We start from the raw sequence: 23,504 nt of genomic DNA on the forward strand, positions 1-23,504 counted from the left end.
AGCTGTAAAAGCGTTACTTTCCAAAATATAACCTTTCAATAATATAAAACAGCTAAAAGTAGAAAAAACAATATAATGAATTTGTGAGAGATTCTTTTCAGTTAAACGAAACTTGTTTTGACTTTTAACAAAATAACCTTTTGAGAATTCAATTAAATAATATAACAGCAAAGCTTCAAGTAAATATCGGATAATAGCAAAAGTTATGCTAAGAAATATTTGCCCGAACGGCGATAGAGTTTGCAAGTGAATGTTAGTATTTATCGAAATAAAATAAGCTATAACTGAATAAATCGACATTAAAATGATTAATGAAATGACATTAATTCTATTAACTATATTAATATGAGCTGAATACAGAAATAACGTTAAAATACCAAACGTCCATAGAATTTCAACCAAACAAACATCTAAAAGAATTCGCAAAAAGAATGATGAATTCAAAAAAAGATGCCAGAATAGACCTTGTGGCAATAAAATATCTGTTTGTAAAAATAAAACCAATATAGTCAATAATATGCTTATTAAAAAATAGACTAAACTGCCTATTAGCGACAATTGGAAGAAGGACCCGTTTTCCATTTCTATTTAATTTCCTAATTATCAATGTTTTTATTTATTGATAATAACTCGTCATTCAACTCTTTTTGAATAACTGGTTTTAATTAGCAGGTAAAAATAATTTATTCAATTCGTTTAATAAAATGCTTTATTTTAAACCCCATTAAAGCCAGTGATCCGAAATAGATGCCAATACCAACTATAACCAACAACAATAGACGACCAATTCTGGTTAACATTGAGCCAGTAGACCAATCAGGTAATAACTGAGCACCAAACCATAAAGTCAAAGACATCAATACAACAGCAATAATTACCTTGATTAAAAATCGATACCAGCCAGGTTGAGGTTGATAAAGATTCTTTTTACGTAATTGCCAAAATAATAAACCGGCATTAAAACAAGCAGCAAGGCCAATTGATAATGAAAGCCCTGCATGTTGTAATGGCCCAATAAATGCCAAATTCATTAACTGAGTTAATATCAAAGTGACAATGGCTATTTTAACTGGTGTTTTAATATCTTGTCTGGAATAAAACGCAGGAGCTAATACTTTAATTAAAATCAGCCCGAGTAAACCAATTGAATACGCAATTAAAGCACGTTGAGTCATTAATGTATCATTCAAAGTAAATTGCCCATACTCGAAGAGTGTTGAAACTAATGGTTTAGAAATTACACCTAATGCGACAGTACTTGGTAATGCTAGTAAAAAACAGAGACGAAGGCCCCAATCTAATAATTCAGAATATTGCTGTTGGTCACCTTTAGCAAAACTTTTAGCTAAAGATGGCAATAAAATAGTACCTAGTGCCACACCGAGCACACCGGCAGGAAACTCCATAAGTCGGTCAGCATAATACATCCAAGAAACAGAACCCGAAATTAAGAATGATGCAAATATCGTATTAATGATCAACGATATTTGACCAACCGAAACACCTAAAATAGCAGGACCCATCTGTTTTAACACTCGCCAAACACCACTATCTCTAAAGCTAATCCGAGGTAAAACTAACATACCAATCTTTTTTAAATATGGTAGCTGATAAAGCAGTTGTAAAACACCACCAATAATGACCGAAACAGCGAGTGCAAGTACTGGCGGATTAAAATAAGGTGTTAAAAATAATGTACAAACTATCATACTTAAATTAAGTAAAGTTGGCACAAAAGCAGGAACAGAAAAACGATTCCAGGTATTAAGTATGGCACCAACTAATGATGCGAGTGAAATAAAAAAGATATAGGGAAATGTTATTCTCAACATCACAGTAGCAAGCTCAAACTTTTCAGTTGAATCTTGCATAAATCCAGGTGCAGTTAACATTATTATAAAAGGTGCTGTTATAACACCAATTAAGGTAACAATAGCTAATACTAGCGTTAGTATCCCTGCAACATAGGCCACAAAAGTACGTGATGCCTCAATACCTTGTTGATTTTTATATTCAGCTAAAATCGGTACAAACGCCTGTGAAAATGCACCTTCGGCAAATATACGGCGAAGCAAATTTGGTAATTTGAAAGCAACAAAAAAGGCATCAGTTGCCATCCCCGCACCAAAAAAGCGGGCAATAATCGCATCACGAACAAAGCCTAAAACTCGTGAAACCATTGTCATTGAGCTGACTGTAGCTAAAGATTTTAAAAGATTCATATATAATTTATGTACAAAGTACATAGCCAAAAACGATTAATTAGGCATAGTCTACAAACTATTGCTCTAAATCACCACGATTTTTTAATAAGCAATATTTTGGGGTGCTACCGTCAGAGAATACTGACGGTAAATAAACTAACGATCTTTTAGAGGAGTAAATGACATAAGTTGTCCAATGTTTTTATAGGCTGGACGTATAATTCGACGATCATCAAAATTGAGTTCTTCAATGCGATGAGCACACCAACCAACAATTCGCGACATAGCAAATAGAGGGGTATAAACTTCTTTAGGTAAACCAATCATGTCGTAAACAAACCCTGAGTAAAAATCGACATTGGCACAAACTTGTTTTTTGGTTCTGGCATTTTTACGATTCACCACCGCATGAATAGCTCGTTCTTCTAATAAATTTAAGAAGTTATACTCTTTTTCACGGCCTTTTTCTTGAGCTAATTTATATGCCATCTCTTTTAGTAACATTGCCCGTGGATCTGACACCGTATAAACAGCATGACCAATACCATAAATTAGCCCTTTTTGATCAAAGACCTCTTTATTTAAAATACGTTGTAAATAAGCATCAATTTCATTTACATCAGTCCAATTTTTAATCTCATCAGCAAGATGTTTAAGCATTTTTCCGACTTGTAAATTTGCTCCACCATGTAATGGCCCTTTCAATGAACCAATCCCAGCGGCAATTGATGAGTAAGTATCAGTACCTGTTGAACTTGTTACCCGAACGGTAAACGTCGAGTTATTACCACCACCATGCTCAGCATGAATAATCATCGCTAAATCAAGTACTCTTACATCTAACTCGGTATATCCGCCTGACCCTTTCATCATATAAAGAAAATTTTCCGCAATTGAAAAATCCTCATGAGGATGGCGAATATGTAAGGATTTACCTTTAGCGCTATGGCTTAACATATTATAAGCATACGCAATAATAGCTGGAAATTTAGCAATCAGATCTATGGATTGACGCATTAAATTATCACGAGAAGTATCATCTGGCAGTGAATCATAAGTATACATTTCTAGAACAGTTCTAGCCAAAATGTTCATTACATCGTGCCCTTCAAGCTCCATAATTGCAATCTTGGTTTGCTTTTCTAATGCCATTGATTCACAAAGTAAACGTGAGAAATCACGTAATTCTTCTTTATCGGGCAAAGAACCAGATAAGAGTAAATAAATAGTCTCTTCGAAACCTGTACGTTGTTCTTTCTGTGCATTATGTACTAATTCTTCAATATCGATACCACGATACAATAATTTACCCGTAATGGGTTTTAATGAACCATCATCTAAGCGTTCATAACCTAGTACATCGCCAATTTTAGTTAATCCTACTAAAACCCCAGTATGATCGGCATTACGTAATCCGCGTTTTACATTAAATTGTTCAAATAGTTGTGATTCAATTTTGCTCGTGTTTTTAATCGTTTCCGATAATTTATAAACCAAAAACTTTTCTTTCATTAATCACCTCCCTTTTGAACTATAATTTATCAATTACTGCTTGAGTAAATTGGGTTGTTGATAGTGATTGCCCATTGTGCATAAAACGTGCTAAATCTGCAGTTGCTTTGCCTGATTGAAATAAGCTTTCCATGGCATTAGTAATTCGTTGCCCAACTTCATGCCACCCTAAATATTCAAACATCATCACGCCAGATAATAAGAGTGATGACGGATTAGCTTGATTTTGACCAGCTATATCAGGGGCAGTTCCGTGAGTTGCCTCAAAGATAGCATGTCCAGTTAAATAGTTAATATTAGCGCCCGGCGCAATACCTATTCCTCCAACCATTGCAGCCAGCTGATCGGAAACATAATCACCATTAAGGTTTAATGTTGCAACAACCGAATAATCTTCTGGTTTTAATAAGGTATTTTGTAAAAATGCATCACAAATAACATCTTTTATAATTAATCTACCGGCTGATTTAGCGGTTTGTAATGCTTGATCTGCTGCAGCATTACCCTCGGTTTTTTGAATTTTGCCATATTGATTCATCGTGAACACAGCGTCAGAAAATTCTCTTTCCGCAAGTTCATAGCCCCATTGCTTAAATCCACCTTCAGTAAATTTCATAATATTACCTTTATGAACTAGAGTAACCGACGGTAATTTATGTTGCAGTGCATAGTTAATAGCAGATCGAATTAAACGTTCCGATCCTTCAATTGAAACAGGTTTAACACCAAAAGCCGAGGTATTAGGAAAGCGTACTTTGCTCACGTGCATTTGTTCAGATAAAAAATGATAAAACTTTTCAGCTTCAGCTGTACCTTGTTGCCATTCAATCCCGGCATAAATATCCTCGGTATTTTCACGGAAAATCGTCATACTGACCTTTTCAGGATGCTTTAATGGTGATTCTACCCCTTTAAACCAACGCACTGGCCGTAAACAGACATAAAGATCTAATTCTTGGCGTAACGCAACATTAAGTGAACGGATCCCACCACCAACAGGTGTCATTAATGGCCCTTTAATACCAACAAGATAATGTTTAAAAGCATTCATGGTATCTTCTGGGAGCCATGTACCATTTAGGTTGTATGACTTTTCGCCAGCAAGTACTTCTTTCCATTGAATACTACGCTTACCTTGATAAGCTGTTTCAATAGCTTTATCAAAAATTGTTTGAGCAGCCTGCCAAATCTCTTTGCCAACACCATCACCTTCAATAAAAGGAATAGTGGGATGATTTGGGACGACTAATTGTCCATTTTCAATTGAAACGTGCTGATTCATATTGTCTCTTCCTCTTATCTGTTACTTAAATTCTTCTTTTAACTTATTTAATGCACTACCCGCTTTAAACCATTCAATTTGTGCGTGATTGTAAGTATGTGCAACAGCAAACGATTCTATGCTACCATCATGATGATGAAGGGTTAATGTTAGATTTTTACCTGGAGCAAAATCACTAAGTCCAGTAATGCTGATTTGGTCATCTTCTTGAATTTTGTCGTAATCATCCTTATTAACAAAAGTTAGCGCTAACATACCTTGTTTTTTCAGATTCGTTTCATGGATACGAGCGAAAGATTTAACGACAATTGCTTTGACGTTCAAAAAACGAGGCTCCATTGCAGCATGCTCACGAGATGACCCTTCACCATAATTCTCTTCGGCTACAACTATCGATCCCATTCCTTGCGCTTTTAATTTACGAGCTAAAGCAGGTACTTCAATATAATTACCAGATTGAGTGTCTAATACGCTATTAGTTTTTTGATTAAAGGCATTAACGGCACCAATTAACATATTATTCGAAATATTATCTAGATGGCCGCGGAATTTTAACCACTTACCAGCCATTGAAATATGGTCCGTGGTACATTTACCTGTTGCTTTAATCAGCAGTGGTTGGGAAAGAATATCTTTACCATCCCATGGGGAAAAAGGTACAAGCTGTTGTAAACGTTCAGAATGCGGATCAATATTTACTTCAACCAAACTACCATCAGCAATTGGCTTAATATATCCGGCATCATCGACAGCAAATCCTCGTTTTGGTAACTCATCACCGATAGGTTCTGGCAGCTTAACTTTTTCACCTTTATCATTAACTAATTCATCTGTTATTGGATTAAAACTTAATTTACCCGCAATCGATAATGCAACAACAATTTCGGGCGAACACACAAATGCATAAGTGTTTGGACTACCATCATTTCGTTTAGCAAAATTACGATTAAACGAAGTAACTATCGAATTTTTGTGCTCATCGGCAACATCATCACGACGCCATTGGCCTATACAAGGACCACACGCATTAGCCATAATAGCTGCACCAGCTTGTTCAAAACACTGCAAAATACCATCACGTTTAGAAGTATATTTAACTTGTTCTGAACCAGGATTAATAATTAGTTTTGCATTTACTTTTAAGCCTAATTTATTGGCACTATCGATTACAGAAGCGGCTCGCATCATGTCTTCATATGAAGAGTTAGTACATGAACCAATAAGACCTACCTCCATATTATCAGGATAATCATGTTGTTGAACTGCGTTTGCTAGCTGTGAAATTGGATAAGCTAAGTCAGGTGTAAATGGACCATTTATATAAGGCTCTAACGTCGACAAATCAATTTCGATAACTTGATCATAATAGCTTTCTGGGTCATCTAAAACGGCTGCATCAGGATTAAAACAAGAGATTAATGTATTAGCTAAATCAACCACCTCTTGACGACCGGTCATGGTTAGATAATCAGCTGATTTTTGGCTATAAGGAAATATTGAGGTGGTCGCGCCTACTTCAGCCCCCATATTACAAATCGTAGCTTTACCAGTAGCAGATAACGACTCAGTACCCTCTCCAAAATATTCAATGATTGAATTGGTGCCACCTTTGACGGTTAATATTCCTGCCAGTTTTAATATGACATCTTTGGGTGAGGCCCAACCGGATAATTTTCCAATTAATTTTACACCGATAATTTTCGGCATTTTCAATTCCCATGGCATGCCGGCCATAACATCAACCGCATCGGCCCCACCAACACCAATAGCAATCATCGATAAACCACCAGCATTTGGTGTGTGTGAATCAGTACCAATCATCATTCCGCCCGGAAAGGCATAATTTTCAAGTACCACTTGATGAATAATTCCGGCATCAGGTTTCCAGAATCCAATACCATATTTGTTCGATACATCACGTAAAAATTGATAAACTTCATGGTTATTACTTTCAGCAATAATCAGATCATCATGTGCATTTTTATAGGCTTGTATCAGATGATCACAGTGGACTGTTGATGGAACTGCAACTCGTTTACGTCCAGAATTCATCAGTTGTAATAGCGCCATTTGTGCAGTTGCATCTTGCATTGCAACTCGATCAGGTGAAAAATTTACGTAATCCTCTCCCCTTTTATAAGCTTTCAGCTCTTCATCTTCGGCAAGATGAGTATAGAGAATTTTTTCCGTCAATGTTAATGGTTTTCCAATTTTCTGGCGGATAACATCAATTTTTTGTGGATAACTTTGATAAATACCTTTTATTAAATCAATATCGAAAACCATAATTAAGCTCCCATTGCTGATATTATAATATCCTTTAAAGCTCTATTCACAAGCACAATAATTGAATATTTATTCTATTTTTTTGATTAATTATTCATATAATATAGCATTGTTTTTATTTTATGCAATCCTAACGTAATTGCTACTATAAATATTATTAGCAGTAATTAGTTTAGACTTGTTAACTAGTACAAATTCTATACTAGCGGAATATTAAATATTATGCACATTAAAGAAAATTCAAAATTAGCAAATTGTATAAGTAAAAATAATGTGAAAATTTTGAGGAGAGGGGTTTTTTAAGCTATAAAATGGCAAACGGAGGATGTTTTTTTGATATTAATAAATAATTTTTTGTTACATCTAAATTTTATTTTAAGTTTTTTAACATTAATCTCATTATTCAAATTAGTTGCTCAGAATTATTTAATCAGTCGTTAAAAGATAAGAATAATTAAAAAAGGGAATACTATTCCCTTTTTAATTTATTAACCTAATTTAGCTCTGACAAATATTTATCAACAATTATAATTTATAACTAGCAGTTAATAAGAAAGCTCTAGGCGTGCCTGGCATACTACTTGATCGCCAATACTCTTTACCCAATAAATTAGTTACTGCTAAGGTTACATCAACAGCTCGTGTTTGATAACCAACTGCCGCATTCCATGTTCCATAACCAGGACGTTTAACCAGATTTTTATCATCGTTATACATCGAGCCTTTATAATTAAATTCTACTTCGGTAAACCAATTTTCGTAAGGTAAATAACGAACACCAATATGACCACTATGTTTAGCAGTGTTAGATAAATATTTACCTTTATTATCAGGTGTTTTTTTATCTTTATGAACTTTAGCCTGTTGATAACCAATGCCACTATTGAGATACCAATTTTTACTCAATTGTCCTATTGCACTTAATTCTATACCTTGGCTTCGATCACTACCTCTAACCTGCCAATTATAAGGGTCATTGACGGCATCTGGTTGATAACGAACATTATACAGTTCAAGGTCATAGAGGGCGATTTGAGAAGATAGCTTATCATTAAACCAATCGCTCTTAATTCCGACTTCATACTGGCGCGAATATTGAGGTTTGTCATCATAAACCGTCTTAGAGTCAGTAGCAATGGTAATCAGGCCTCGTCCCCCATAAGGTGCAAAATTTTTACTATAAGAAGCATAAATACTTTGTGACGCTATTGGTTGCCAAATTAATCCTACCCGTGGACTTAAAGAGTGACCATCATAAGAACGACTTTGTTGATTTAATTTATTATCCGAAGCAAATTCATACTTATCATAACGTAATCCTGCCAGTAATTTCCATTGTTCAGTAAAACTAATGAGATCTTGCCAATATAATCCTTTAGATGTAGCTTTATGATTTGTCTTAGTACTTAATTTATTGTAACGAGGCTTTTTAGAGTTCCAGTGAGGATGAAACGGATCAATCACTTCTGGATATTCACTAGTTAAAGCTAATCTAGGTTGTCGTTTTTCAATATTATATTCAATTCCGATTAGCATATCATGACCAATACTTGCTGTATCAAATTTACCCGCTAAATCAAGCGTATTACTATAGGTTTTGTTTGAGGTTTCTTGCCATGCTCGACGGAATTTCAATTTACCTTGGTAGTTACAAGAGGTATTTCTACTAGTTTTTCCATTCAGATCACAATAAGTACCCGCATAAAGATGGTCAAAATTTTGATCAGCTTTACGATACATATTCGTTAATTTGATAGACCAATTATGATTGAATTGATATCCCATTACCGAACGTAATGAATTAAAATTATCTTTGACATAGTCATCTGGATGCGCATAAGCGGTTTTAATCGAAACACCTTTAGGTAAATCATAATAAGCTGGAGCCCGATCTGGTTTACGCCATAATTTATCATTAGTATATTGTACTAACCAATTAAAGCCTTCCAAATTATCATACAATAAACTTGGAGAAATCATTGTATCTCGTTGTTTAATACCTTTACGAAAACTTTTATCCGATTGATGATCAATGGTCATTCGTACCGCAAGCTTATCATGTAAAACATGGTTAATATCTACCATTCCACCATATTTATCCCAAGATCCACCACGAATACTTAATGTCGTTGGTGAATCAAAGTTGGCTTGTTTACTGATCATATTTATTATTCCGCCACCAGAACCTCGACCGTAGAGTACCGATGCAGGACCTTTTAATACTTCAATTCGCTCAATATTAGCGGTACTTTGCCTAACCTGTCCGCTTGCACGAACACCATCTCGGTAAATATCACCAGAACTTGCGGAAAAGCCTCTAATTTTTATGCCTTCATCCCGCATATCATAGGTTGCATCTACACCAGGCAATTTATTGACAATAACACTTAGGTCGTTTTGTCCATAAATTTTCTCTTGTTCAAGATTAACCGAATTGATCGTTTGTGGTATATCCTTAATATCAAAGGATGTTTTAGTTGCTGTTGATGATTTTTTTATGCGCTGATCATTATTATCCTTAATAGTTGCGACAACTTTCATAGTTTCAATTTCATTATCATCATTAACTTTTTCTTGGGCGTTAACTATAAAAGCTGATGAGCCCAATATACAAGGTAAGACTAATTGATTAACTAATTTCATTATTTTTCCTATTATTTGCTGTGTTATCTAATTAATTTCAAAATAACAACAAATAATGATAATGATTATTATTTACCTTTACAAATTATTTTATATTTTTTAACCAATTAAAAATGGTTATCAACTCATATATTATTGAAATTGTTTTATATTATTAGAAAATTTAATTAATTTTAGTTAGGGTTCAATTTACTAGTTAAAGCAAGTTTTAGAAATGATAAAAATTGAATAAACGATAATGGAAATAATTCACACAAATTTGCCGAACGCCAGCGTTCTCATCGCTTCATCTATTGATTTTACTTGAGTTGCTTTTCTAGTGATGGAGAAGAAGTGGTGGGTCGTGAGCGATTCGAACGCTCGACAAACGGATTAAAAGTCCGCTGCTCTACCGACTGAGCTAACAACCCATTTTGATAAGATAACTTCTGTGAAATTACTTTATGTTTCAAGCAATTTCGGGTTGCTATAATACTTATAATTGTAAAAGCACGCAACCCTTTTATTGCTATTTTTATTCGATAGCTGGTTATTTATACACTTTGTTACAACGATGCTAGCTTTTTATTTGCTTGCTCAACCGCATTTTTGTCTTTAGCGTATTTATTTATTACTTGTTGAAAAACAGCTTTAGCATTCTTTTTATCACCTTTATCAAGTAAGATAACACCTACTTTATAAAGACTATCTGCAGCTTTTGGTGACGCAGGGAAATCTTTCACTACTGTTGCATAATAGAATGAAGCATCATCTTTTTGGCCTTTCTTATAACAAAGTTGACCAAGCCAATAGTTAACATTCGCACGATAGTTGGTCTTTGGATAAGCTTTTAAGAAACTTTGAAAGGCAACAATAGCATTATCGGTTTGCTTGTCATCATTTATAAATTGCATAACAAAATTATAATCAGCTTTATCATCTCCTGATGTCGTCCATCCAGATAGGTTTGAAGACGATTGCTCAGAACTTACAGCCGAATCAGAACTACTTTCTTGTGAGCCTGTATTGGAATTATTTGCTGAGAAACCTGTACCATTAGCTATTTCTTGCAAAATCATTTTTTGACGTTCAATAGTTTGATTAAGTTGGTATCTTGTTTCTTCTAATTGGCCACGAAGTGTATCTAAATCAGATTGTAGATCACTAATTTTTTGTTGATTCTGAATGATTAACTGCCCTTGAGCTTGTATTGTTCTATCAACATCAGAACTACCAGCAGCACAACCATAACCAGCAAACAAAAGAAATAAGGACAATGTGATTATTTTTTTATACATATTATATAAACTCAACGTGAACATTGGAAATAAAAAACGGCTGATGATTCAGCCGTCATTAGATGGGATTAGTATCCAGCGTAAGTAACTACTGCACGACGGTTTTTAGCATAAGCTGCTTCGTTGTGACCTAATACTGCTGGTTTTTCTTTACCATAAGAAACGATTGATAGTTGTTCACCAGAAACACCATTACCTTGTAGGTAAGATTTAACTGCTGACGCACGACGTTCACCTAAAGCGATATTATATTCTGGTGTACCACGCTCATCGGCATGACCTTCAATAATAACATTTAAGTTAGTTGAACGAATAAATACAGCATGTGCATTTAATAATGTTTCATATTCTGCTTTAACATTGTATTTATCATAATCAAAATAAACAGTGTTAATTTGTTGTAGTTTTTGAAGTTGCTCTAAAGCTTCTTTTGATAAAGTGCCGTTACCACCTGCAGTGCTGCTGCTGTTTGATGAACATGCTGTCACAGCGATTAATGGTAAAGCAACCGCAGCTACTTTAAGAAATTTAGAAAATTGCATTGTATTAACTCCTTTTTTTAAATAAATTTACTTATTTTTATACATCTAACCGACTTAACAGTAACACTTGTTACTAACTAGAAAGATTAGATGTATATATTATAACGACCTTCACATTTACACAATTTTAATAATGTTATTATTGCCCAAAAATTAGTCGTTCTTATAAATAAGGTGACCACGAAGGGAATTTCACTTGCCCATCTGTCGCTGGTAACCTTGCTTTAAAATTACCATCAGTAGAAACAAGATTCAAAATTGTACCTAAACCTTGTGAAGAACTGTAGATAATCATAGTGCCATTTGGAGCAATACTCGGTGTTTCATCTAGAAAAGTATCGGTCAATCGTTGATATGTATTAGTTTCTACATCATATCGAGTAATATGTTGCTCACCATTATTAGTAGAAATAACAGCAATAAACTTGCCATCTGGAGATACGCGAGCATTTTGATTTTGGGTATTATCCCAAGTTACCCGTTGCGATGCTCCACTACTAATATTAATTGAATAAAGTTGCGGACGTCCTGCCTGGTCAGAGGTATAAACTATGGTTTGATTATCTGGCATCCAAGAAGGTTCTGTATCGTTACTACGTCCAGATGTAATTTGGGTAATCTTTTTAGAACTCAAATTCATCATATATAAATTTAAACTCCCACCTTTTGATAAAGCAAAAGCTAATTTACTACCATCAGGCGAAAATGCTGGTGCACCGTTATGTTGTGGGAATGAAGCAATAGTTTCAACTGCGCCACTGTCTAACGTCTTTAAGACTAAAGCAGAACGACCACTTTCAAAAGTTACGTAAGCTAACTTTTTACCATCAGGAGACCAGGTTGGTGACATTAGTGGCTCTTTAGAACGATGCACAGTAATTTGATCATAACCATCGTAATCTGATACACGCAATTCATGGGTATAAGGTCCTTTATTGTTTTTTACCACATAAGCAATACGTGTTCTAAATGCACCTTTAATACCAGTTAATGCTTCAAAGATTTCATCACTTGCTGTATGAGAAGCATAACGTAACCAGCGTTTTTCTATAGAAAATTGATTTTCTGCTAATACTGAACCAGGGCGATCAACAGTATCAACTAGTTGATAAGTTATAAGATATTTTCCTGATACATCTGGTTGAATTGATCCCACTACAACAGCAGAAATACCCATATTACTCCAAACACTAGGATTAACTTCCGATGCATTAGTTGGCTTTTGTGGCATTGCTGCCACATCAATAGGATTAAATTTACCACTATTACGTAAATCGGATGCAACAATATTATCTACAAATTGGGGAGGTTCTCCGCTACCAGTCCATTTAAATGGTACGATAGCAATTGGCTTTGCTGAACTGACACCATCAGTAATTACAATTCTAACTTCAGCTGTAGCCATCATTGTTGATAATAAAACAAAACAAGCTATCAAAAAGCGAGAAGCAAATTTGATCATCTTAAATTCCTTAATCAAAGCGAAATACACTAGGTTAAAATAGACTTAACCCCATATAAAGAAAAGTAAAAGTATTTTAAAATTAAACTGTTACAGTTAATTTATAACAGATACTATGCTTTAAAAAATAGTTAATTTTACAGCGAGAAAGATAGCCGATATTGTGTAACAAGTCCATAGCCTTTTGAGTAAAAAAGATTTTTTTAATTTATACTATTATATTCTTTTTAAATCCATAAATAAATTGTTTATTATCTATACTATTTAGAAATAAACTAAGTTAAAAGTGGTTGATAAGTATTTTATATAATTTGTAATTAAAAAGAGTTGAATTTACATTACTATCCAATAAGTAAAAAATTATTAGGAAAGAAAAATATAAGTAATTTTTATCTATTATTTTTGGCAGTTTTCACAATAAAAAGTGTTACGTTGTCCTATTCTATTAGACTTAATATTAGATTGGCAAATTAAGCATTGCTCACCTTCTCGGCCATATACTTGGAGGTTCTGAACAAAATACCCCGGCTTACCATCAGATTGAACAAAATCTTTAAGGGTCGTCCCGCCTTGTTCTATAGATTTCGTAAGTACCAGCTTGATTGCTGTGACTAATCGTTCACATTCGACTAATGTTAAGCTACTAACTTTTCGATTTGGATTAATTTTTGCCAAAAACAATGATTCTGAAGCATAAATATTACCAACACCGACAACAATATGATTATCCATAATCCAACTTTTAATTGGTATTTTTCGATTATTAGCTTTTTCAAATAAATAATTAGCTGAAAAATCATCTGTTAGTGGTTCTGGTCCCAATTGCTTCAATTGAGGTAATTCTTCAATAGAGTGAGTCCATAGCCATGATCCAAAACGTCTTGGATCTGTATATCTTAATCTCACTCCATTCACTAATACTAAATCGACATGATCATGTTTAGCCGGTGGTTGATTTGTCTCTAATATCCGTAAACTACCAGACATTCCCAAATGAATGACAATCCAATCATCAGTCAATTGTAATAACAGATATTTGGCACGCCTTTTAACATCTACTATCACTTGCCCTTGAGTATTGTTAATTGTTTCATCTATGGGCCAACGAAGCTTTGGATTTCGGACAATAATCTGCTCAATAGTTTGGCCTTTTAAATAAGGTAAAATACCTCGTCGACTCGTCTCAACTTCAGGTAATTCAGGCATATAATAACCTCATTTAATTATTTAACAAATCTGTCACCCAACTTGGTGCTTGTTGATTAGATGCAGCTTGAGGACTACCCGAACATAAACTTTGAGGATTGATTGTCCATACAGGCAAACTACGTACACCACCGCCATTACACTGCCATTGACCATTACTATCAATAGGTACCATAAATATATTTTGCGGTACGGGAAGTTGTAACCTTTTTGGTGGATTATTTTGTAAGTATTCACTATATATTTTTAAGGCACCCGTTGCACCGGTTAATTTCATTGGAGAATGATCATCAAGACCTATCCAAACTACCGCAACATTTTTACCATCAATTCCAGTAAACCAGCTATCGCGGGAATCATTACTGGTCCCTGTTTTAGCAGCTAAATTAAATGATCCATATTTAGCTTTTAGTGAACGCGATGTTCCCGATTCAACTACTTGTTGCATCGCATAAGTCGTCAAATAAGCTGATTGTTGAGAAACCGCTTGAATTTGTTGTGGATAATTTTGATAAACAAGTTCACCCTTGTCGGATAAAACATATCTTAAAATTGTTAATGGTGCCCGTTGACCATTATTAGTAATAGTTTGGAACATCTGTGCGGTTTCTAAAGGCGTTAACTCTAGAGCACCCAATAATCTTGATGGTAAATTCGGAATACGATCTTGAGGTACACCCAATGCTTGTAAAGTATTCTTGGTTGCATCTAAACCTAATCCCATCCCTAAATTAACGGTAGGAACATTAAGAGAAAGGGCTAACGCATCAATTAACATCACTTTATCGCGAAACTTTCGATCAAAATTCTTTGGTTGCCAATAACTACCATTATCCAACTTTATTGATAATGGACTGTCATCAAGCCAACTATTAAGCTGATAACGCCCCGGTTGTCCTAATGCGGTTAAATAAGTTGATGGTTTTGCAAGTGAACCAATTGCTCGTCTTGTTAACCACGCACGGTTATAACCAGGATAACGAGGTTCAGCACTGCCAATAATAGCACGAATTTCACCAGTTTCACGGCTGACAATGACCATTGCCGTTTGTAAATCTTTATTCGTCGATTTGCGTAAATTTTCAATTTCATTGGTTACAGATTGTTCAGCTGCAGCTTGAGCAACCGGATCAAAGGTGGTGAAAATTTTCATACCGGAAAGGTGATCCGCTTTATCACCTAACTGTTTTCTCAGCTCGCTACGCACAACTTGCATAAATGCAGGTTGTGGAGATATTACCCCCCCTTTTGGTAAAACGGAAAGAGGACGTTGACTGAGTAAGTTGAATAACTCCTCATCAATAATCCCTTGTTGTTCAGCAAGCTTTAAAACAACATTACGGCGTTCAATCACTTGTTCTGGTTGAGTCCAAGGATTATAGTATGAAGCACCTTTTACCATCCCCACTAATACAGCTTGTTGATCTAATGTCAATTCATTAACTGGGCGTCCAAAGTAATAAAGACTCGCTAATGGAAAGCCATGGATCTCTTCACTACCAGCTTGCCCTAAATAGACCTCATTTAGGTAAAGTTCTAAAATACGTTCTTTACTATAACGAGCATCTAAAATTATAGCCATATATGCTTCACGTATTTTACGGCTTAAGCTTCTTTCATTAGTCAAAAATAGGTTTTTAACTGTTTGTTGTGTTAATGTGCTACCACCTTCGGTTCGGCCAGTGGTCAAATTGACAAAAATAGCTCGTCCAATTGAATATAAACTTACACCATGATGGTCATAAAAACGTTTATCTTCAGTTGCAATTAAGGTTTGTATTAACGAATCAGAAAATTCTTTTAACGGGACAAAAAGTCGCTGTTCACCGTTAGGTGAATGCATCATAGTTATTAATTTAGGATCTATTTTAAGTAAGCCAAAGTCACGGCCAGTATCTAAATTAGATATACGATCAATTCTGTTATCATAAAAAGTAATTCTGACTCGAAAGGCTTGCTCTTCACCATCAGGGAAAGTAAATGGTCGTCGATAAATTTCAACAGCATCGTTTTGAACAACAAATTCACCAGGACGAGTTGCTTTACTATCTTGCTGACGATATTGTGCACCTTTTAACAGCGTAACAACATCAATCAGGCTATAATCACTATCAGGTTCAAGATCAACAATTTGCCCGTACACAGCAGCCGGTAATTCCCAGACATTACCATCGATGCGCTCTTTAATTTGTTGATCTAAATAAATTCCATAAACAACAGTTACTGCAACAAATATAAGAAATAACTTAAATAGCAACCACCAGACACGGCGCCACCATGATTTGTTATTTTTCTTCGAAGTTTTTTTAGTAGATGTCTTTTTCGTTGTTTTTTTCAAACTGCACCTGATATTTATGTTAAATAAAACTGTCTTATGATAGCACAACTTTTTACTGACGCATTGGCCTTCTTTCACATAAGAATTTTTAGTTTAAATAATGGATTTGAAGACAAAAATCAGTTAAAAACTAAGCTTAGGTTTAATATTTTTAACTTTTTCTATAAATGCTTTCTTAGATTTACCTGTTAAACCTTCATTAATTGGCAAACTAGCAGTTAATGGATTAACTGGTTTGTTATTGATATGTAATTCAAAATGTAAATGAGGTCCTGTCGAGCGCCCTGTATTTCCTGACAAACCAATTTTATCGCCTTGTTTAACTTGTTGTCCTGATTTTACTAAAATTTTATCCAGATGCATATAAGCTGTCATATATTGCCTACCATGTCGAATAGCAACATAGTTACCAGCAGAACCACTATATTTTGCGATAACAACCTCACCATTACCAACAGATAAAACAGGTGTTCCTCGAGATACAGCAAAATCAACACCATTATGTGCTGTAACAATACCTGTGACTGGATTTACCCGACGTGGATTAAATCCTGATGATACGCGAGCTTGTTTAGCTAAAGGATAACGGAAAAAACTTTGAGATAAACTACTTGCATTAATATCATAGTATTTACCATCATCAGCCAAAATAGCGTAATAATCTTTAGTTCCATTTTTAATTCGAACACCAAGAAGTTTGCTATTAGATAATCTTTTACCATGCATTTCACGTGACAAATATACAGCAAATTTATCTCCGACTTTTAAACGGCGAAAATCCAATCGCCATTGCAAGGCGCGAGTAATAATACCGATTTCATTGCTTGTCAAACCGGCTTTACGTGCATCAGCTACAAAACTCGTTTTAAGATCACCAGTAATGACAACATTTTCGGATGTACCTTCTATAGTTTCAGAACTTTCTATAAATTTATTACCTGACTTTTCAAAAATACGAACGTTATTGCTCGATATTGTCCAATTGAAAGTTAATAAATTATGGTTGTCATCAGTTGTCCAGCTTACTTGCTGGCCAATTCTTAAATTGGCCAGCTGTTTAAATTTACTTGTTAACTGTAAAATGTCATTTTTATTAACATTATAACGAAATAAAATATCGTGTAATGTATCTCCACGTGCAATGGTATATTGTACAGTATTATCTTTTTCTTCAGAGATATCATCTAATTCATCTTTAGCTATAGCATCTTCTGGAACATCGGATGATTCGGTAACATTTTCCGATTTTGATTTATCACCAACCATATCTATTCGACCATCACCAATAACAACTGATGATGTTGACGTATCTGTCACTGTGGTTTGCGCTTGTGAATTTAACGGAACATATACTGTACGATCTAGATTTAAAGGACGCCACAATATAGTTACTAAAATCACAACAACAAGGACGCCTAATATTGAAAAATAAGGAATCTTCAACTTATTTTTTTCATTATCAGGGGATTTAATCTGCTGTACCAAAATTAACCTTAACTATCTATTATCTAAATTATTTTTTATCTAAACAATCCAACAGTTCTTGTGTCAATGCAAATAAAAAGTGTGAATATGAATCTTTTGTTATAGGGATACCTGTCCCTAATGGATTTAACTCACCAATTCGAACATCCGTACCATTCACTATCTTTTTAATTATTGCAGGGCTAAACTGTGGCTCTCTAAAAACACAGACCGCTTGATGTTCAGCTAATTCTTTTTGAATTGCATAAACTGTTTGAACGCCAGGCTGTACTGCTGGATTTATGGTAAAACTTCCTAGATTCTTTAATCCGAAATGCGATTCAAAATAACCATAAGCATCATGAAACACAAAATAGCCTCTATTTTGGACGTTAATTAGTTTTTTTGCAATATTTTGTTCCGTTTCTGATAAATTTGTAATGAACTCGTCTAGATTTGCATCAAGTATTACTGCTTTATTGGGGTATAAGTCGATCAGTTTAGCATGAATTGATTTAGCAATAATTTTAGCAATTTTAGGGGAAAGCCAAATATGTTCATCATATTCACCATGATGGTGATCACTATCAATGTGCATATCATTACCATGATGTTTATCTTCTTGATGGCTTGTACGAAGTAAAGTTTCAATTTCAGCGATATTCATTAATTCTATTTGTTTCTGTTGATCGATATTTTTTAAGACAGTTGGCATAAAAGTTTCCATATTCTCGCCAACCCAAATTATTAAGTCTGCATTCTTGATTTTAATTAAATCAGAAGGTTTTAATGAATAAGTGTGTGGTGAAGCGCCATCAGGTAATAATATATCGGTATCTATTACACCTGATGATATTGCTTCGGTAATAAATCCAATAGGCCTTACTGAAGAAATTATTGTTGCATTAGCATTAACTATTAGCGCCCAAATAGATAAAAAAACTAATAAAAAAAAACGGATAGACTTTATAGTAGTGTTAGTTAAATTTGTCACATTATCATCCAATATTTATAAAATATGATGGAATAAACCAGAATAATTGTTATAATATAACATAACATATTGGCCAGCAAGGACTAATAATATCATGACGCAATTAATGTCACTTGATAATATTTCTGTTGAAATAAATAACCAGAAAATATTATATGATATTTCATTAACGGTTAATTTAAATCAAATTATTACAGTTTTAGGGCCAAACGGTGCTGGTAAATCAACGCTTGTCAAAGTTATCTTAGGTTTAATTAAACCAACTACAGGTAGCATTAAACGTACAAGTGATTTAACTATCGGCTATGTTCCTCAATCCATAAATTTAAATCCAACTTTACCGATTACTGTAAAACGTTTTATGCGGTTAAATAAACAATTAAGTCAAATAGATATTCATAAAACATTATCATTAGTTAAGGCTGAATATTTGATAGATCGATCCATGCATCAACTATCAGGTGGTGAACTGCAGCGAGTTCTTTTAGCACAAGCATTAGCCAAACGCCCAAAGTTACTCATTCTTGATGAACCAACACAAGGCGTTGATGTTAATGGACAGGTACTGTTATATGATTTAATTATTGATGCAAAACACGAGTTTAACTGTGGTGTATTAATGGTTTCACATGATCTACATCTAGTCATGGCAAAAACTGATGAGGTAATTTGTTTAAACCACCATATTTGTTGTTCAGGAACACCAGCAAGTGTTTCAAATGATCCTGAGTTTATTTCGCTTTTCGGACAACATGGCGCATCACAAATTGCTTTATATAAACATCATCACAATCATGACCATGATTTTTGCCAGCATCAACATAATCAAAAAATTATATTACCTGACCAACGAGGAAAAAAATAATGATCGAGTTACTGTTACCCTCTTTACTGGCAGGATTAAGTTTAACCTGTTTGACAGGACCTTTAGGTACATTTGTTGTTTGGCGAAGAATGTCCTATTTTGGTGATACATTATCTCACGCCGCATTATTAGGGGTAGCTTTTGGTTTTCTTTTAAATATCAATCTATTTTATGCCATTATTTTAGTAACATTGATATTAGCTATTGGATTATTATGGTTAGAATCTCAAAAGCAACTTCCTGTTGATACTTTACTGGGTATTTTAGCTCATAGCGCTCTTTCATTAGGTTTAGTTGTAATAAGTTTAATGAATAATATACGCATTGATTTAATGGGCTATCTATTTGGTGATCTTTTATCTATAACGATGTTTGATGTTTACCAAATAATCATCTGTGTAATAATAATTGGACTATTGCTTGTGTGGCGGTGGAATCATTTTTTATTTATTACGGTTAGTGAAGAATTAGCATTTAGTCATGGAATTAATGTACCAATAACAAAATTTATTCTAACCATACTACTAGCATTAACGATAGGTATTGCTATGAAATTTGTTGGCGCTTTAATAATTACAGCACTGTTAATCATCCCAGCAGCTACTGCAAAATACTATGCTAAAAATCCTGAATCAATGGCAATTATTGCGATATTAATTGGCATGTGCTCAATCATTGGTGGAATACTATTTTCATTAGTTTATGATACGCCTACAGGTCCTTCTGTTGTATTAAGCAATACTTGCTTATTTTTTATATCACTATTTATTTCTAAATTATTTTTGAGTAAGAAAAATTAAAATGTTTGCAAAAATATAAAATTTATTGCGAGAAGCTACGTATTTTTCTATCTATTATTTATAACAATTTTTAATTAATAATAAGCTAACAAGAATTTCCATGTTATTGATGATAAAATTATGTCTCTCGCTATTATTTTTACTAGAGCCTCTATTGGTATACAAGCACCTCAAATTAACGTTGAGGTACATATTAGTAATGGTTTACCGGGCTTCGTGCTTGTTGGTTTACCAGAAGCAACAGTAAAAGAATCTAAAGACCGTGTTAGAAGTGCTATAATCAATAGTGGTTTTACATTTCCTTCAAAGAAAATAACCGTTAATTTATCCCCTGCCGATCTACCCAAAGAAGGGAGTCGTTTTGATTTACCTATAGCTATTGCTATTCTTGCAGCAACAGAACAGATACCAATGGATCAACTTGCTAAATATGAATTTTTAGGTGAATTAGCCCTTTCGGGTGAAATTAAGGCTGTGAAAGGGGCGATTCCTGCAGCTATATCATCGAAAAAAAATAATCGTATTTTAATTATTTCAGCTGAAAATCAATCTGAAATATCATTAATACATCAAAATCATACATTAATTACACATAATTTACTGGAATTGTGTCAATATTTATATAATGAAATTAGCTTACACTCAGTTGAATATAGAAAGTATCAAGAAGAGAAAGATCAACTCGCTAGCCTACAAGATGTAATTGGTCAGGAACATGCTAAAAGAGCGTTAGAAATTGCTGCAGCCGGTGGACATAATCTATTATTAATAGGACCACCAGGAACAGGTAAAACCATGTTAGCAACACGATTAACATCATTACTACCACCTTTATCAGATGATGAGGCTCTTGAAAGTGCAGCAATTACAAGTCTTGTTAACTCGAATGGTTCAATACTGAATTGGCGAACAAGACCATTTAGATCACCACATCACAGTGCATCAACTGCGGCGCTAGTAGGAGGAGGCTCAATTCCCAGACCTGGCGAAATTTCATTAGCACATAATGGAGTTTTATTTTTAGATGAATTACCAGAGTTTAACCGTAAAGTTTTAGATGCCTTAAGAGAACCTATTGAGTCAGGTGAAATCGTTATATCAAGAGCCAATGCAAAAATAAAATTCCCAGCTAGATTTCAACTCATAGCTGCAATGAATCCAAGTCCCACAGGTCATTATCAAGGCACTCATAACAGAACAACTCCACAGCAAATAATACGTTATTTAAATAGGCTATCTGGGCCATTTTTAGATCGGTTTGATATTTCTATTGAAGTACCATTATTACCAAGGGGAACATTAAGCCAAAAGGCTACTGCAACAGAGACAACAGAAAAAGTAAAGAAAAGAGTGATTGATACCAGAAAGATTCAAATGCTAAGAAATAACAAATTAAATAGTCAATTATCACCAAAAGAAATTCAAATACATTGCCTACTAAGTGATGAAGACAATAATTATTTAGAGCAGGCGTTAATCAAGTTAGGTCTCTCTGCTAGAGCGTGGCATCGGATATTAAAAGTATCACGTACTATTGCTGACTTAGACTGTTCAAAAAACATAGAACGAAAACATATTTCAGAAGCTCTAAGTTATCGTTCTATGGATAGATTATTAATTCAACTGCACAAAAATATTGGCTAAAACATTAATCATCACTATCGACAAAATCATCACTTACATCAACTTGAGGTTTTCCTCCTGATAATGTGTGAAAACGTTTTGGTTTATTAATTTTAGAAAGGTACTTTATCCACGCTTTTTCATAATCAGTAGATGGCTCTTTTTTCCCTTTACAAACCGCAACAAAAGATTTTTCTTCTGAAGTGGCTGGCTTTTTCACTTCTGTATCAAGATCTCTAAAAGCACAACCATATTTTTCTAAGATCTGAGCTTCTTTAATAGTAAAATCACCATGACGAGAAAAACCTCTTGGATAATTCTTATTATCAAAAAAACGTTGTTGACTTACAAAACTCTCAGCCATGTTATATCCTCTAGATTATAAATATTGTTGGGCGGGAATTATAATTGACAAAGTAAATCTGTAAACAAAATTTTTTTATTTATGTAAAGAAATTTGAATAAGCGATTAAATTTAGAGCAAAACACCTTTTTTATGGCAGGGGCGGAGAGTCTCGAACTCCCAACACCCGGTTTTGGAGACCGGTGCTCTACCAATTGAACTACGCCCCTAGAAAAGGTGGCGGAACGGACGGGGCTCGAACCCGCGACCCCCTGCGTGACAGGCAGGTATTCTAACCAACTGAACTACCGCTCCACCGTATTTGGTATGTATATATAAAATTTAAAAGTCTGGCGGCACCCTACTCTCACATGGGTAATACCCACACTACCATCGGCACTACGGCGTTTCACTTCTGAGTTCGGCATGGGGTCAGGTGGGACCACCGCGCTATTACCGCCAGACATATTCTGTCTTCTCTTATCTCTATTGCTGTGCATTATCTCATATCCACAACAATCACTCAATCCGGAACAAACTGTTCGATTATCTATTAATCTATCTCTAACTTCGCGTATCCAAAACAACTCCGAGTTGTAAGGTTAAGACTCTCGGTTCATTAGTATCAGTTAGCTCAATGTATCACTACACTTACACACCTGA

The 23,504-nt window shown here is 34.4% G+C and carries 16 protein-coding genes, 3 tRNA genes and 1 rRNA gene; 3 read left to right on the forward strand and 17 right to left on the reverse strand.

The features are described from left to right. Positions 1-683: 683 nt before the first annotated feature. From murJ to znuA, 13 genes are all read right to left on the reverse strand, one after another. Positions 684-2,222, reverse strand: coding sequence for a murein biosynthesis integral membrane protein MurJ (gene murJ / locus H3T54_RS04185; protein WP_198221083.1), 1,539 nt, complete (start codon positions 2,220-2,222; stop codon positions 684-686). Positions 2,223-2,360: 138 nt separating this feature from the next. Next, positions 2,361-3,716 (reverse strand): citrate synthase, encoded by a 1,356-nt coding sequence (locus H3T54_RS04190; protein ID WP_198221085.1) that lies wholly within the window; start codon positions 3,714-3,716, stop codon positions 2,361-2,363. A 19-nt stretch (positions 3,717-3,735) separates the two neighbouring features. Further along, positions 3,736-4,998 carry an NADP-dependent isocitrate dehydrogenase gene (icd, locus tag H3T54_RS04195; RefSeq protein WP_198221087.1) on the reverse strand — a complete coding sequence of 421 codons (1,263 nt, stop codon included), beginning with the start codon at positions 4,996-4,998 and terminating at the stop codon, positions 3,736-3,738. A gap of 21 nt (positions 4,999-5,019) precedes the next feature. Then, complete coding sequence (locus tag H3T54_RS04200; RefSeq protein ID WP_198221089.1) at positions 5,020-7,284, reverse strand: aconitate hydratase; 2,265 nt, start codon at positions 7,282-7,284, stop codon at positions 5,020-5,022. A gap of 525 nt (positions 7,285-7,809) precedes the next feature. Then, a complete protein-coding gene (locus tag H3T54_RS04205; RefSeq protein ID WP_198221091.1) occupies positions 7,810-9,927 on the reverse strand; it encodes a TonB-dependent siderophore receptor in 2,118 nt (705 codons plus the stop codon). 334 nt (positions 9,928-10,261) lie between these two features. Next, a tRNA-Lys gene (locus H3T54_RS04210) sits at positions 10,262-10,337 on the reverse strand. A gap of 135 nt (positions 10,338-10,472) precedes the next feature. After that, positions 10,473-11,204 (reverse strand): tol-pal system protein YbgF, encoded by a 732-nt coding sequence (ybgF, locus tag H3T54_RS04215; protein ID WP_181414612.1) that lies wholly within the window; start codon positions 11,202-11,204, stop codon positions 10,473-10,475. 68 nt (positions 11,205-11,272) lie between these two features. Next, entirely contained in the window at positions 11,273-11,746 is a 474-nt protein-coding gene (gene pal, locus H3T54_RS04220) for a peptidoglycan-associated lipoprotein Pal (RefSeq protein ID WP_110447059.1), read from the reverse strand. A 163-nt stretch (positions 11,747-11,909) separates the two neighbouring features. Next, positions 11,910-13,205 (reverse strand): Tol-Pal system beta propeller repeat protein TolB, encoded by a 1,296-nt coding sequence (gene tolB / locus H3T54_RS04225; protein WP_370527346.1) that lies wholly within the window; start codon positions 13,203-13,205, stop codon positions 11,910-11,912. A 399-nt stretch (positions 13,206-13,604) separates the two neighbouring features. Further along, entirely contained in the window at positions 13,605-14,414 is an 810-nt protein-coding gene (gene mutM, locus H3T54_RS04230; RefSeq protein ID WP_198221095.1) for a bifunctional DNA-formamidopyrimidine glycosylase/DNA-(apurinic or apyrimidinic site) lyase, read from the reverse strand. Positions 14,415-14,427: 13 nt separating this feature from the next. Next, a complete protein-coding gene (gene mrcB / locus H3T54_RS04235; RefSeq protein ID WP_198221097.1) occupies positions 14,428-16,752 on the reverse strand; it encodes a bifunctional glycosyl transferase/transpeptidase in 2,325 nt (774 codons plus the stop codon). A gap of 123 nt (positions 16,753-16,875) precedes the next feature. Further along, positions 16,876-18,237, reverse strand: a complete 1,362-nt coding sequence (mepM, locus tag H3T54_RS04240; protein WP_198221099.1) for a murein DD-endopeptidase MepM — start codon at positions 18,235-18,237, stop codon at positions 16,876-16,878. A gap of 28 nt (positions 18,238-18,265) precedes the next feature. Next, positions 18,266-19,210 carry a zinc ABC transporter substrate-binding protein ZnuA gene (znuA, locus tag H3T54_RS04245; protein WP_198221101.1) on the reverse strand — a complete coding sequence of 315 codons (945 nt, stop codon included), beginning with the start codon at positions 19,208-19,210 and terminating at the stop codon, positions 18,266-18,268. Between the two features lie 94 nt (positions 19,211-19,304). Between znuA and znuC the strand changes: the two genes are divergently transcribed. From znuC to H3T54_RS04260, 3 genes are all read left to right on the forward strand, one after another. Next, on the forward strand, positions 19,305-20,075 hold the full coding sequence (znuC, locus tag H3T54_RS04250) for a zinc ABC transporter ATP-binding protein ZnuC (protein WP_110447054.1): 771 nt from the start codon (positions 19,305-19,307) through the stop codon (positions 20,073-20,075). Then, positions 20,075-20,875, forward strand: a complete 801-nt coding sequence (znuB, locus tag H3T54_RS04255) for a zinc ABC transporter permease subunit ZnuB (RefSeq protein WP_198221103.1) — start codon at positions 20,075-20,077, stop codon at positions 20,873-20,875. The genes znuC and znuB overlap by 1 nt, the downstream gene beginning before the upstream one ends. Before the next feature lie 120 nt (positions 20,876-20,995). Continuing rightward, on the forward strand, positions 20,996-22,519 hold the full coding sequence (locus H3T54_RS04260; RefSeq protein ID WP_198221105.1) for a YifB family Mg chelatase-like AAA ATPase: 1,524 nt from the start codon (positions 20,996-20,998) through the stop codon (positions 22,517-22,519). Between the two features lie 4 nt (positions 22,520-22,523). Here H3T54_RS04260 and H3T54_RS04265 read toward each other — a convergent pair whose 3' ends face one another. From H3T54_RS04265 to rrf, 4 genes are all read right to left on the reverse strand, one after another. Next, a complete protein-coding gene (locus H3T54_RS04265; protein ID WP_198201062.1) occupies positions 22,524-22,862 on the reverse strand; it encodes a DUF413 domain-containing protein in 339 nt (112 codons plus the stop codon). Between the two features lie 133 nt (positions 22,863-22,995). Then, positions 22,996-23,071, reverse strand: a tRNA-Trp gene (locus H3T54_RS04270). Positions 23,072-23,079: 8 nt separating this feature from the next. After that, a tRNA-Asp gene (locus tag H3T54_RS04275) sits at positions 23,080-23,156 on the reverse strand. 33 nt (positions 23,157-23,189) lie between these two features. After that, positions 23,190-23,305: ribosomal RNA gene (rrf, locus tag H3T54_RS04280) — 5S ribosomal RNA — on the reverse strand. Between the last annotated feature and the right edge of the window lie 199 nt (positions 23,306-23,504).

Origin of the sequence: Gilliamella sp. B14384G10 (assembly GCF_016101685.1) — a bacterium.
Classification (GTDB): domain Bacteria; phylum Pseudomonadota; class Gammaproteobacteria; order Enterobacterales; family Orbaceae; genus Gilliamella; species Gilliamella apis_A.